This is a genomic window from Acetobacter fabarum (assembly GCF_029069195.1).
Lineage (GTDB): Bacteria > Pseudomonadota > Alphaproteobacteria > Acetobacterales > Acetobacteraceae > Acetobacter > Acetobacter fabarum_A.
The window spans coordinates 26,313-40,170 of record NZ_JARDYK010000015.1; the positions used below are offsets into that span (position 1 = coordinate 26,313).

A 13,858-nucleotide genomic window follows, 5' to 3' on the forward strand; every position below is an offset into this window, starting at 1 on the left:
TGTGGCGTTGAAAATCACTCGCGAGCCAGTCATTATCAATCTCGGTTCTAGATCCACAGCCACCAAGCACATGCTGACTCGACGGCACATTTAGTTCTCCGGGGTCTTATCCGAAAGACGAGCGTAAACTTGGCTGCCCAGCCACTTGGACACCAGCTCCCTCATATCTGGCTTGCCCATATAGTCCGTGAACAGTTCTTCATTCAGCTCCATACGCTCAATAAATAATGACTCAAGGACCTGCCGAAATACGAGCTGGAACTTGTCCAGGGAGTTGACCTCTGCTGCCTTCTGCAGGGATTCGTTCTGGCTTGCGGCTTCAGTGATCTGATCGAAGAACAATTGATCTGCATCATTCAATTCGCCGCCGAAGCGCTGATTGATGATGTCGATCAGGCGTGACAGCGAAACGGCTTCCTCATGCACCATGCCGGAACCCACCTCTCGTGGGCCGTCAAGCGGCTTGGCGTAACCCTCACTGAGGCTGATCGAGCCTTCGCTGATTTTCTGCAAACGGTAGTAATCGAGCTCGACCTCCTCGTCGAACTGATAGCCTGGCCCGCTCTTGCGCTTGGGCAGCTTCAGCGCGAGATAGCGAAGGTAGGTGAAGAGTTTTTCCAGATCGCTGTCCTGATAGGGAATCACCTGACTCAGGAAACCGTACAGATTACGAAATGCCTGCAACTTGCCGCGCCACAATTCTGCTTCGTCTTCTTCAGTGTTCTGCAACTGCACAAAGCGCGCGACCGCCTGATCAAGAATCGCATTCATCTGCTTGTGGTCACCGGGGCTCTGGCGGCGCTTAGGAGCAAAGAACACATGCGCAAACTCGACAATCTCGGTTTGCAGGTAAATGCCCGAGGCATCCAATTCGGCTTTCACCTCGTAGAGCTTGTCCGGATCGACCTGCTCGCCCATCACCGAGCCGTCGTAGTACTGACGGAAGGCCTGCTGGATTTCGTCGGGATCGTTGACGAAATCCAGGACGAAGGTATCGTCCTTCAGTGGGTGTGTCCGGTTCAAGCGCGACAATGTCTGCACGGCTTGAATGCCCGCCAGCCGCTTGTCCACGAACATCGTGTGCAACAGCGGCTGATCGAAACCAGTCTGGTATTTCTCGGCCACCAGCAGCACGCGGAAATCCGGCTTTGCGAAGGTGTCAGGCAACTCCTTTTCCTTCAGGCTGCCATTCATCTCCACCTCGGTGTACGACTTATCTGGAACCTTGTCGTCTTCCACCGTACCCGAGAACGCCACAAGGCTCTTGATCGGGTATCCCCTTTCTTGAATGTACCGGTCGAACTCCTGCTTGTAGCGCACCGCCTCCAAACGCGATCCGGTCACCACCATCGCTTTGGCATGTCCGCCAATCTTGTGCCGGGTGAACTGTTGGAAATGCTCGACCATTACCTCGGTCTTCTGGCCGATGTTGTGCGGGTGCAAGCGCATGAAGCGGGCCAGCGCCTTAGCCGCCTTCTTGCGCTCGACGTTGGGGTCGTCTTCGGCCTTCTTGATCAGCTTGTAATAGGTCTTGTAGGTGACGTAGCTCTTCAGCACGTCCTCAATGAAACCTTCCTCAATGGCCTGGCGCATGGTGTAGCGGTGAAAGGGCTCACCGCTGCGACCGAAGATCGCCAGCGTCTTGTGTTTGGGCGTGGCGGTGAAGGCAAAGAAGCTCATGTTCGGCTGGTGGCCGCGCTTGGCCATGGAACGGAACAGCCGCTCCAGTTCCACTTCGCCTTCCTCCTCAGCCATCGCCTGCGCCTTCTTTCGCAGCTCGACACCGCCCAACACGCCCTTGAGCTCGGTAGCCGTTTCGCCTGATTGCGAGCTGTGTGCTTCGTCAATGATCACTGCATACCTGCGCGTGGGCAGATGGCTTTGGCTGCCCTCCCTGCGTTCCTCATTGAGCTTGGCCAGTTGCCCTGTCACGAACGGGAACTTCTGCAGCGTGGTGATGATAATGGGCACACCCGCTTCGAGTGCCTCTGCGAGCTGGCGTGAGTCCTCGTCGATCTTCTGCACCACGCCCTGGCGGTGATCAAACTGGTAGATCGTGTTTTGCAACTGACGGTCCAGCACCACGCGGTCGGTGATGACCACCACGCTGTCAAACAGCCGTTCGTCGCCTTCGTTGTGCAGGCTGGAAAGGCGGTGCGCCAACCAGGCAATGGTGTTGCTCTTGCCGCTACCGGCTGAATGCTCGACCAGATAGTTGTGTCCCGCGCCTTCGCTTGCGGCAGCTGCCACCATCTGGCGTACCGCCTGCAACTGGTGGTAACGCGGAAAGATCAGACTTTCCTTGCGCACTTTTTTACCGTCGCCTGTGGTTTTCTCTTCCACATTCAGGTGCAGAAAGCGGGCAAGTAGGTCGAGCAGGCTGTCCCGCTGCAGCACTTCTTCCCACAGGTAGGCCGTTTTGTAGTTGCGGCCGCCATGGTCGGGCGGGTTTCCGGCACCGCCATCCATGCCCCGATTGAAGGGCAGAAAGTAGGTGGAGGTACCGGCCAGGCGCGTGGCCATGTGCGCTTCTTCAGTATCCACCGCGAAGTGCACCAGCGCGCGCTTGGTGAACTTGAAGATTGGTTCACGCGGATCGCGGTCATGGCGATACTGGTGAATGGCATTCGTCGCCGTCTGGCCGCTCAAGGGGTTCTTGAGTTCCAGCGTGACCACCGGAATGCCGTTGACCGACAATACCACATCCAGAGACTTCTCAGACTTTGGGCTGAAATGCAATTGGCGGGTCAGACCCAGCCGGTTGGCCTGGTAGCGCGCCTCCAGCTCCGGATTCAGACCGTGGGCGGGCCGGAAGAAGGCAATCCGCAGCGTGCGCCCGAAGCATTTGAAACCGTGGCGCAGCGTGGCCAGGACGCCATGGGTATCCAGCCACTTGCATAGCGACTCCAGCACTCGCTCACCGGTCTGCCCGCCATGCAGGACCTCCAGCTTCTCCCACACCTTGCTCTGAGTGGCGCGGATGAAGGCCAGCGCCTCATCGGGGAAAATCGAGCGTTCGCGGTCGAAGCCTCTGGCATCGACCCGCATATATCCCTCATTCAGCAAGACCGCCTCGATCGCGGTTTCGAATGCGACCTCACTGGTGCGCTTCATACGGCGGCCCTCGCTTGCCTCTTTCGTAGCCAATAGACGACCACCTGTGCGAACTCGGGCAAGTCACCAGGTTCGCTGCCATCCCACTTGGGTAGCTCACGCGCCGGATCAACGCGACGGCCGACCTGCAGGCGCTGCTGAAACGCTGCGAGCACCGCCTTGCGATTGCTCACTAGGAGCGGCAGGTTCAGGTTGAGCGCCTCGTTGAGGGCTTCTTCGATGGCAACATCGTCTGCCTTGATGGTGCCATCGCCTAAAAAGCGAACCTTGTGCTCGATGGGGTGCGCCGGGTCGCATACGCTGAAGCAAAGGCCGTCATTGCCCTTGCGCGTATCGCAATGCTGCTCGCGTTCGGGACGGCCTTGCCCGCCCAGACAGGCACCGTGCAGATTGCCAAAATTGAGCTGCCGCTCGGGGTGGTCGGCCTGACATTGCCAGTGCTCGATCTTCATGCCCTCGGGCGTGGCCCGGATGCGCGACTGGCAGTAGCAGCACAGGCCGTGCTGCTCGGTCACCAGCGCCTGCCGCAAAGTCGCCTTGTCGGCGTAATTGTCGTAGTCGGAATGCGGCTGTTGGCGATGCTGGGTCAAGGTCGCAGGCTCCCGCCCCTTCTGGATGGTCCGCATCTACTCGGCACCCTCTAGAAAGCGGATTAGCGAACTGGCCCGGGTCAACTCGGGCTCGGCCCCGCCCAGCTTGCGTTCGAGCTCCGCAATGGCGGCACGCGCCTCGTCGAAACGCTCTTGGTCGATCAGATCGAAGAGGGTTTTCAGTTCCCCGTCTACCTCGCGGTTACGCACCGGGGCGCCCATGAGCTCCTGCAGGATACGATTGGCATCCATGCCATAGGCCTCAGTGGGCACGGTGACACTCACTTTGTCATTCACAATTTCGAGGAAACGTACACAGCTTGCAGGCACCTCGCCCAACACTAGTGGCGAGTGAGTGGTCACAACAAACTGGCAAGCCTTGAAGGTGTCGCGCAGACGTTGCAGCACCTCGCGTTGCCACTTCGGATGCAGGTGCAGCTCGATCTCGTCGATCAGCACCACCGCCTCACCCTCGGCTATTGGGTTTTCGAGATTAGGATTGGCGATAGCAAGACGGCGGGTTAGGTCAAAAACCAAAGCAATCAAACCTCGCTCGCCGTCGGATAATTGCCCCAAAAATAACTGCTTTCCGACTTTTTTACCGCTGGCCTGCTCAGCCATCGTCGCGTCTTTCGTGACAGAGTAACGAGGAGGGTTTTCTTCATGAAATCCAAACTCCTTGATCTGAGGCATAAGGCTGGAAATAGCTGCCTGAAGCAGCTTCATAATCCGTTCCCCATACTGCCCAGTTTCTTTTCGAAGCACGCGGGGCGAGAATATGGCACGTTGCCACTTCGCAAATTCGTTCAGCGATATCTCAAGTTGCGTCAGCGATTTTGAGAATGCCGCCCCTTGCTTGAAAGGCAATGTGCCTTGAAGTTTTGTCGGAAGCCTTGAAAGTAAGCGGTGTGTTGAGTAGTAGACAACAAGTGGTTGTGTCGGGCTGCTTTTCAGGTGGCGCTTCAGCCTTGCCTCTGTTTCATGAGTGTCGGCAAAAAGCCAGTTCAAACGCTTCTCAAAATTTCCTTCCAGTCGCTTGTTTATCCAAGTGATCTCATTTTTTAGGTTTTTGTAATCAGGCGCCCCCTTTTCCAGCCGAGCCAAATCCTTCTTCATCTGGGATTGCTTATGCCCAAGCGCCAGCTTTTCACCCTTATCAAGGCTTTCCTTTAATAAGAAGGTGATTAACTGCGCAGCTCCCAAGCCATTGCTTTCCATTTCAATGATGCAGGTGGACTTACCTTGCTGTATGTCGGCATCAAGTACCGGCAATGCTTTCTCTCGCGAAACCGTAAATTCCGGCAAGGAATGGGAATACGCCATCGCTATAGCCTGCAGGATGGTTGATTTACCAACGCCATTGACACCGGCAACCACGGTCAACCGCTCGTCAAAATTGATATCCAGCCGATCAAACCCTCGAAAAGCAGTCAGTCCAAGACTTTCAAGTTTCATTGGGTCATCTCCTCCAGCGGGAGCTGGCCGGTAACGGCGGCGGTGATCAGTGCGACGCGACGTTCTTTCAGTAGCAAGAGGGATTTTGCCAACTCATCCTTTAGCGGCACGATCGTGGCTTCCCGTCTAGCTACTTCCTCATAAATAGACTTTTGCTCTTCAAGTGATGGCACCGGAACAAGTAGGCTGACCATTTCTTCAATCGCCAGATTTTTCATGCTTGGGCTTGTTCCTGTTGCCATTGCAGACAATGCGTGGCGTGCCTCTTTGGACGCTAGAAGTAACGACATAAAAGGCACAAAAACACGACCAACATCAAAATTGATCTGCCAGAGTCGATCTGGGAGATACAAATTTGGATAATCCTCGGCAACATATCCGCTTTCCCCAACAAGGTTTGGGGTGTTCATGCGACTCATGATGATGGTATTTCTAGTCACCGGACAGGCCAAACGCTCGTATTCGGTATCCCAGACAGACTTATTTTCTCTTGGCAAAAACGCCCCGCCAGCAACAGCGCTGGTCTTCAATACCCCAAAGCCATCCCCTTCAACTGACTGGTCACTTGCGTTGACGCTGACACCAGAGCTAACCGATTGAATGATCCATTTCAGTCTTTCCACTGACCAAGCCATAGGGGTTTTGTCAAACCAACGAGCATTTGAAGGTTTGAGCGGGACATTGGGGTCGAGGCCGCGGGTGACGAAGCGGCTGATGAGGGCGGCTCGCTGTTCTTCCAGCAGCGTTAGCATACGTTCCTTCTCGTCGATCAGCGCGTCGATACGGGCGGTTTCGCGGTCGAGGTAGTTGGCGATGAGACGCTGAATATCCAAGCTAGGGAAAGGCAAACGATGCTCACGGAGGACATCAGGGGACACTCGTTTTAGGCCACCTGCACCGGTCATCGAAGCTTCGCCGTCCTGCTTAAACGACGAAGACTGGCAGTAGTAGAAGAGGAATTTCCGCTCAGCCCCATCTGGCCGAACTACGAACAGCTCCGAGCTACCGAATCCTTTACCACCTACCAGGTCTTCGGCAATTGCAATATTGCCGTTCTCGAAGCATGGCGTGACTTTTGCCAGCACGATGTCGCCGTCCTCGAAGGCGGTATAGGACGAAGCGAGTTTCGAGAACTTGTCTGTATTCGGAATGAAGTACCCGCTCTTCACTCTGTCCATGGGCAGGAAGGTAAGATCGTCATCCTGATCGAACCCATCGAAGGCAATCGACGGATTCAACTTGCACACGTAACGAAGCGGGATGGTCGTCCAGCCCTGAGGCAAAGCATGGGCAGTGCTCACTCTGTTACCTCGCGCAACAAATCCAGAATCCGCTGCTCTACGCCAGCCAGTTCTGCATCGATCACTTCCAGCGGCCGCGGCGGCTGATATTCAAAGAACACACGGTTGAAATTGATCTCGTAGCCCACCTTGCCGATGCCTCCGTCTTGCTCATCCAGCGTCTCGCGGTCGACCCAGGCATCTGGCACGTAGGGGCGCACTTCACGCAACACGTAGCTAATGATGTCCTCTTTGAGCGGGATATTCTCTGCATCTTTCAACGTGGGGTCGGGCTCGTATTCCAAGAGTGTTTTACCCTCGCGGTGCAGTCCAAGCAGGGCATAAAGGCCTGCCGATTCAAGCGCCGGTAACGTCTGCTGTGGAAACAACTCCGAGCTGATGACAACGTCGCCCTTTTTGTGGCGCTTGGCAATGACCGGTGCGGCCTCGGGGTCCGTGGTGGTAAAGCAGTCGCGGAAGATTTTCTTCTGCGCGGCGCCCTTGGCACCTTTGGCCCAGCCTTCGACGTCGCCGGGCAGATTTTTGAAGACCTGCTGCACGGCGGCCCACGCCTGATTCCAGTCCAGCAGCGGCTCGGTGCCGAGATCTTCCTGCACAGCCTGCAGCGCGTCGAACAGCTCGGGGCAGACGTTGAGGAAGCGCTCCCGCGTTTCATCGGTGATCTGGAAGCGCAGGCAAAGCGGGCGCAGTACGGTAATGCGGCGGTACCCGAATTCGGCATTGTCGAAGACGCGGCTGGTCTTGCTGTCTTCCAGCGCGCCGTGTTCGCGGGTGACGTCATCAAGCGTAGCCTGGTCGAGGTAACGGCGCTTGTCACCCAGGCTACGCTTCATTGGTGCGTAGCGTTCGCGGGCGTCGATGAGCTGGATCTTGCCCTTGCGGTGCGCGGTCTTGCGATTGGTGACCACCCAGATAAAGGTGCCGATGCCCGTGTTGTAGAACATTTGCTCAGGCAAGGCGACGATGGCTTCGAGCTGGTCGCGCTCAATGATCCAGCGGCGGATCTCGCTTTCGCCGCTGCCGGCACCTCCAGTGAACAATGGCGAACCATTGAAGACGACGGCCGTTCGCGAGCCAGGCTTGTCGCGAATTCCAGGCTTGTAGTCCTGGAACTTGCTCATCATGTAGAGCAAGAACAAAAGGGCGCCGTCGTTGATGCGTGGCAGCTTGCCGCTGTAGCCACGGAAGTTAGGCCAGCGGTCGATGACCTTCTTCTCAGCTTTCCAGTCCACGCCGAAAGGTGGATTGGCCAGCAGGTAGTCGAAGCGGAAGTCCGAAAACGGGTCGTCGGTAAGGGTGTTACCCAGCACCACTTGCCCGTCCTTGTGGCCCTTGATCAACAGGTCGGAGGCGGCCACCGCGTAGGAGCGCGGATTGTAATCCTGCCCGAAGACCTTGACCGTGGCCTGTTCATTGTGGGCGCGAATCCAGTTCTGCGCCTCGGCCAGCATACCACCAGTACCGCATGCGGGGTCGCAGATGGTAACAATGACGCCGGCCTGGGTGAGCACGCTGGTGTCGGGCTCCAGCAGTAGGTTGACCATGAGCTGGATAACTTCACGCGGGGTGAAGTGGTCGCCGGCGGTTTCGTTTGCGGCCTCGTTGAAGCGCCGGATCAGGTCTTCGAACACCAGACCCATGGTGATGTTGTCCACCCGCTTAGGGTGCAGGTCGATCTCGGCGAACTGGGACACCACTTGGTAGAGACGGTTGGACTCTTCGAGCTTCTCGATCTCCTTGTCGAACTCGAACCGCTCGAATATCTTGCGGACTTCCTCTGAAAAGCTGGCGATGTAGTCGGCCAAGTGACGACCAATGTTATCCGGGTCGCCCTTGAGCTTTTGGAAGTCAAGTTGGCTGTGATTATGAAAACCCAGCGGAGTGCCGTCCTCATCTTTAGCCAGGTTATTGAGGATGGCGTCGATGTTGGGGATGTTCTTCGCCTTGAGCTGCTCGTACCGCTTGAGAACAGCCACCTTGCTCGGTGCCAGCACGGCATCGAAGCGGCGCAACACGGTGAGCGGTAGCATGACGCGCTCATACTGTGGCGGACGGTAAGGGCCGCGCAGAAGGTCGGCCACCGACCAGATGAAATTGGCGAGTTGCTGAAAATTAATATTCATTGTTATTGAACTATCTTCTTGTGCTTATGCAGGCCAATCGCAATGTGCTTGCATACCCCGACGTTCAGCGCGCGGCGCATCTTGTCGGCGACGGCCGAGAGGCCTTTTTCGATACTCAATGTGATCTCCGGTGCAGCATTCATGCGATTCTTTGGATGCTGTTATAAGCGATGAAGGTCATGGATGATTTGGCGCGACGACACCGACATACTTGTACAAAGTGGTGCGGGAAACGCCGTAACGTCGTGCCACGTCTGCAACCTGAATGTCCGGGTCGCGCAGAAGCGCCTTGATCTCGCGGACCTGCTTCTCCCCAAGCTTGGGTTTGCGGCCGCCGGAGCGGCCTCTAGCGCGCGCTGCGGCTAGGCCAGCATGGGTGCGCTCGCGGATCAGGCTACGCTCGAACTCCGCTAGGGCAGCAAACACGTGAAAAACGAGCTTTCCAGCAGCACTGCCGGTCTCAATTTTCTCGGTTAGGCTTTCGAAGCTGATGCCGCTGCGTTCAAGATCGGCCACAATCTGCACCAAGTCGGGTAGACTGCGACCAAGCCTGTCTAAGCGCCACACCACGAGCGTGTCGCCGCTACGGAGAGCCTTGCGGCACTGCTCAAGCTCAGGGCGTGTGGCGCTCTTACCGCTCGCGGCCTCTTCATAGATGACACCGCACCCGGCCTGCTGAAGCGCGTCGCGCTGTAGATCCAGATGCTGGTCTTCCGTGGAGACCCGCGCATATCCAATACGCTGATTCATTGACGAAACCGGAACATTGAAAACTTGACGGCAATGCTAACCTAGCGGATGCCGTTCGGCTAGTCCGGAATGTCCATTTTCAACCTGTCCAGAAAATGACCGTTTAATGGACATTTCTTGGCTGTCCGCTATGCGGAAATCAAATCGCTCTTTCGCATGTCCGCCATGAGGGCGGAAAACGCCATCTCATATTGATCTGGGCAGTCTGGTGTCCAGTGAATTATTCCCATTGGCTTTCGGGTCTTATTCCTTAAATCCTATAAGGAGATCTATTCTATCGGTACTAAAGGGGAAATATAATTGGAAAAAAATATAAGAGACGGTGCCGCAGAACAACTACTGCCGCGGCAGATCAGGTTGGTTCAGTCTCTCGCTGATTTCCAGATGGCATGCAGCGCCGTAGAATTTATGTGTGAACTTGACGAGGATTGCCTCGTTACTCGCGTCGAGCGACGGCGCTATCGATGTTTTGAAGACACTGCTGTAATTGCCTATGGGCGCGCCTTCGCAAATGCTAACAATTTACCTATACTCAGTTTTAAACAGATCAATATTAGTCCCAACTCTGACGAACGTGCTCTGCATGAGCGACTGTTAGAGCGACGTAACAAGGTCGTAGCTCACTCCGACGCGGATCGGCAGCGCATTAGCTTCACAACCGAATGCTTCAGTTGGGAAAACAAGCAGGTAATGATGCCACGTTTGGACTTCGACGATGCGCTGGCATTTTTTGCCGAGCGGGAGGCGTTGGTTGCGTGGTTTAGCACCCTTATATCGGCGACTAGAGAACGTCTATTTGAACAAGTGCAAAGCATGTCGGAGATACGCTTCGTTCGTGATCATACTTTGACTGTCAGTCCCAATGCCGAAGATGGCTAGGAGGAAAAGGTATTATGTCTTCGTCTGCAGGCCAAAATCACTGATGACTGGGGCACAAGGTCAATACGCTACCAAAATCCTACGACTAGCGTCAGGAAACGTAATAGATCACAGCAGGATGTGCGCCTCCTCTCGGCAGAAAAAAGTAATGCGGACGGTGCTCGCCAATATCCCGAACTCCTTTATGATGGTCGCAGCGACGCTGGGTGGCCGGGCGCAAACCAAAGTCCGCTTCTGAGACAGGCTCCAGAAAGCTTAAGCGTCTGCCATGAGGCGGAAGCAAGCCTACAGCTTTCGCGTTCGCCTTGACCAGTCAGGCGATTTTTGTAGTTTCTTCGAAAGTTACTTCTTTCTATAACAGCACAACATGCGCTGAACGTATGCGATCTATTCAAGATCAAAACGAAATCCAAATAAACCACCAGTTTCGTCGTCAGTTAGCTTCACCTGATTCACGTAAGGCTTCAACGAAACATCGCTTGCGCGGTCGGCCGCGTCGAATTCGTCGCTATTGAGTGTCACAATGTACTGCCCTTGCACGTCGTCGGCGATTGTCATTCCATATACCAGCGCCTGTGCGACCTGCCTAGAGTCCACGCCATCGAACAGGTGGCTATCATGCACGAGCATTTGGGGCCCCGGCTCAAAGCGGTCATACGCAATACGAAGAAGTGCGGTGTCGAAGCAGAAAATCTTCATCATATCAATTCCGCCCTTATTACCGCCGCCCTGGATCTCAATCCGAAATTTCGGGCCGGTGCGGGACGCTTCGATGATCAGATTGCCGGTACGATCATCATAGAGCTTTGTGATTGCATGATCGACCAGAACGGTCGCCCGTTTGATACTGCTTTCGGCCTGCTCGAAGCTGTAATGGAGCGCTAGCTCAAGATCCGCGGCCTCGGCCTTGAGTTGAGCTTTACTGTTTTCAAGCATAGCGGCGTGCTGAAGTTTACTACGGAGGGTTTCAGCGCGGCTCACCTGCTCTCCAAACTGCTCCCGCAGACGAATGAGATCTTCAAACGCTCCCTTGCCCTCAAGCGTCTGAAGGATGCTAGTTCGGCTGTCCGCCGCGTCTTGAAGCTCGCGTTTTAGATCGTCTCGCTGTCCGACGATGTCATCAATCTGCTCTTGGAGGTAAATGCGTCGATTGGTCGCGACCGAGGCCTGAAATGCCTTCACCTCCTCGAACCGGCGTAATGCGACGTCAGGAAGTTCGATACCGACCGCCGCATAGAGCCGTTCTACATCGGCATAGCCAGGTGGTGTCTCCTGCTCGAGCGATTTGATAATATAGTCCACTGCCGACTCTGCTTCGGCAAGTGCGAAGGTGATTTCGCTGGCGCGATCCTTCAACACAGCAGCCTGAGCGGCGAGTTCGCGATAGCTCTCATGGACCTGGAAGTTTTCAACCTGCACACGGAACTTCTCAACCTGCTCTTCGATCCGTGCCAGCTCGGGTCGGATCTCGGCAGTGGAACCAAATATCTGGCCCAGATCTCCACCCTTGATTGCCTTGCTCAGTGCATCAATTACCTTCTTACGATCCCGCATATCTTGGAATTTACGGGCAACGCGCCAGTCAAGGCCCAGCAGATAAGACAGGGAAACCTGCCAGCTGCTCGGCCGCTGATCCCCCAAATTTTTCTCAATACTGCTTAGTCCGCCTACTTTTCGCCTGCGGGCGAAATATCCTACCAACTGCCGAAAAGTAGGAGCACCCTTGGTGTCTGCGCTTGAATCTCGCTGGTGCGCTGGCAGTCCAAACCAGAAAGAGCCAAGGATTTCCTTCCAGCTTTCGAGCGAGATCGTGGTCACCGCATCGTTTCTATCGAACAGATCCTGCGGTGGAACAAAACTCAGTGGCTCTGCATCAGCCGAAGTCAAAGTTATCTTATCATCGCTGGCGCCGGAGCGGGTGGCACGTACCCAACGCCCTCTGAGCAGAAGTTCTACTGTGAAACTATGATTGATTAGCGCCTCATGTCTGAATAGCGACGCCTTTCCAGCATCGCTACCGAGCACGAAATGAAGGATTTCGACCAGACTGGTCTTACCTGCCGAATTTCGGGTATGACGGTCGGTAGAGCGTTCGGAGACATCAGCCAAAAGGATATTAAGGCCAGGATTGAATTTGAGAGCCTTAAACGAAGACAACGTGCTGCTGATGGAGCGGATCATATCGCAGACTTTCTGCTCAGCAGATCCCCATCGAGATCGATAGCCTGGATGGCATAAAGCAAAGACAGAGCCAAAATGAACCAGTCGAATGGCAGCGGCGCAGCGTTCTCACACTCCGCCCTGCGCGTCCGCACTCTTTCCCAAACTGAGGACACAGAACTACCTTGCTCAAGAACGGCAAGGATTTCCCCGCCTATCGTGAGGAGTGCTCTGTCAGGATGGAGGTTCTTGGTCGGCAGGATCATGCCGCTACCGTCACTACGGGCTTATCTTCAAAAATCATGCATTTCTCGAAAAGATAGGCCAACAGGCTCCATATAGCGACGTCAAGTGCTGCGGAAGTTCTGCCTCCGCCAGCCGAGAAATCATACAAATTGAAGAGAATATCATCGGGGTCAAGATTCTGTGCCTTCAGTTCTAAATACTTAGCCTTGAAGGCGCCAGCAAGATCACTTTCGAGCATGGGATCCTGATGATCTTGGATCAACTTGGCTACCCGGGTAGCGTTTTGCATACCTTTCACAATCCGGTCTTGCGAATGTGCAGTCAGGCCGTTGAAGTGCAGCTTTTGCTGTGGAACTTCCAGAGGGGCATCGTCAGGAGCTTGACGATGGTCCACCACTTTCATGGTGCTCTCGACGACGGCTAGTACGATGGATGGTTGGAGCGCCCGAAAATCTTCGTCACTCGCGGCATCTCCGACAAGTTCGGTGATCGTTTCGGCATCAAGGGAAAGTAGCGCGCTCTCGAACTGGTCCTTTCCGAACAAGCTGATTGTGATCGCCCTATGTTGAACACGCAGTTCTAAGATCTTCTGCACGATTTGCGCAGGTGGCTGCTCGACATAATTGTGGACGAACCTCCATTCCTTGAGCATAGGCCAGTTTTCGAAAGCTCCAGCAAAGTCTGTATCGACCTTGGCAACGGCTGTCCTCATAGCGGCTTCGGTCGCATTAGCGCCTGCATTGACTGGCCCGTAACAGGCAAAAATAGTCAGCGGCTCGAACAGAAGTCCATCGCACTGGAGGTCACCGCGAGAGTAGTCTGTGCCAATGGCTTGGAAATTATCGCCGTGAATCACCTTCATAAGTTCCGCGAGGAATTCCTGAAGACGCGTTCCCTTCGCCCTTCGCAGCTTTAGCTCCAGTGCCGCCCGGATGGCTTTTTTGCGCGATAACGAGTAGGTCAAAGTCCACTTCCGTCCTTATTTTGGCACATTGCCATCCAAGGAGGAACCATGCACGCGAAACCTTCACGCTTCAAGTAACAGGGCACACCTTTCAAAGCTGGCGGCTACGCATAATATCTGCTTTTGGCATAAGCTTGCAACGTCCACAACGTCCGGGATGAGGGCAATTCTGTTGAAAAAGTCGCTTGCTGTGTCGGGCGGATCTGGGTTTGTGATAAGTTTGATGCGGCTGTCTCCTTCAGGTGGCCCTCTGGAGGGAGATGGCTGGCATCAGCT

11 protein-coding genes are annotated in these 13,858 nt (G+C 55.1%); 1 reads left to right on the forward strand and 10 read right to left on the reverse strand.

Translation table 11 applies throughout. The annotated features are described in order from the left end of the window. Positions 1-90: 90 nt before the first annotated feature. Genes PY793_RS13065 through PY793_RS13095 form a run of 7 tightly spaced genes read right to left on the reverse strand, consistent with a single transcriptional unit; the run spans position 91 to position 9,333 of the window. Positions 91-3,114, reverse strand: a complete 3,024-nt coding sequence (locus tag PY793_RS13065) for a type I restriction endonuclease subunit R (RefSeq protein WP_275178448.1) — start codon at positions 3,112-3,114, stop codon at positions 91-93. After that, positions 3,111-3,704, reverse strand: a complete 594-nt coding sequence (locus tag PY793_RS13070; RefSeq protein WP_275178449.1) for an HNH endonuclease family protein — start codon at positions 3,702-3,704, stop codon at positions 3,111-3,113. Before PY793_RS13070 ends, PY793_RS13065 begins: the two co-directional genes overlap by 4 nt. Positions 3,705-3,740: 36 nt before the next feature. Beyond that, the gene (locus PY793_RS13075; protein WP_275178450.1) at positions 3,741-5,159 is read right to left on the reverse strand and encodes an AAA family ATPase; all 1,419 of its coding nucleotides are present in this window, start codon (positions 5,157-5,159) and stop codon (positions 3,741-3,743) included. After that, complete coding sequence (locus PY793_RS13080) at positions 5,156-6,460, reverse strand: restriction endonuclease subunit S (protein ID WP_275178451.1); 1,305 nt, start codon at positions 6,458-6,460, stop codon at positions 5,156-5,158. The genes PY793_RS13075 and PY793_RS13080 overlap by 4 nt, the downstream gene beginning before the upstream one ends. Further along, entirely contained in the window at positions 6,457-8,583 is a 2,127-nt protein-coding gene (locus PY793_RS13085; RefSeq protein WP_275178452.1) for a type I restriction-modification system subunit M, read from the reverse strand. Before PY793_RS13085 ends, PY793_RS13080 begins: the two co-directional genes overlap by 4 nt. 2 nt (positions 8,584-8,585) lie before the next feature. After that, complete coding sequence (locus PY793_RS13090; RefSeq protein ID WP_275178453.1) at positions 8,586-8,726, reverse strand: hypothetical protein; 141 nt, start codon at positions 8,724-8,726, stop codon at positions 8,586-8,588. 34 nt (positions 8,727-8,760) lie between these two features. Then, the gene (locus PY793_RS13095; protein WP_275178454.1) at positions 8,761-9,333 is read right to left on the reverse strand and encodes a recombinase family protein; all 573 of its coding nucleotides are present in this window, start codon (positions 9,331-9,333) and stop codon (positions 8,761-8,763) included. 300 nt (positions 9,334-9,633) lie between these two features. On the opposite strand from PY793_RS13095, the gene PY793_RS13100 reads away from it, so the two are divergent. After that, complete coding sequence (locus tag PY793_RS13100; RefSeq protein WP_275178455.1) at positions 9,634-10,212, forward strand: hypothetical protein; 579 nt, start codon at positions 9,634-9,636, stop codon at positions 10,210-10,212. Between the two features lie 387 nt (positions 10,213-10,599). Here the strand turns inward: PY793_RS13100 and PY793_RS13105 are convergent, their stop codons facing one another. The 3 genes from PY793_RS13105 to PY793_RS13115 are packed head-to-tail and all read right to left on the reverse strand — an operon-like array spanning position 10,600 to position 13,582. Next, on the reverse strand, positions 10,600-12,393 hold the full coding sequence (locus tag PY793_RS13105; RefSeq protein ID WP_275178456.1) for an ABC-three component system protein: 1,794 nt from the start codon (positions 12,391-12,393) through the stop codon (positions 10,600-10,602). After that, positions 12,390-12,638: an ABC-three component system middle component 6 gene (locus tag PY793_RS13110; RefSeq protein WP_275178457.1), complete on the reverse strand. Its 249-nt coding sequence runs from the start codon at positions 12,636-12,638 to the stop codon at positions 12,390-12,392. The genes PY793_RS13105 and PY793_RS13110 overlap by 4 nt, the downstream gene beginning before the upstream one ends. Further along, positions 12,635-13,582, reverse strand: a complete 948-nt coding sequence (locus PY793_RS13115; RefSeq protein WP_275178458.1) for an ABC-three component system protein — start codon at positions 13,580-13,582, stop codon at positions 12,635-12,637. The genes PY793_RS13110 and PY793_RS13115 overlap by 4 nt, the downstream gene beginning before the upstream one ends. Between the last annotated feature and the right edge of the window lie 276 nt (positions 13,583-13,858).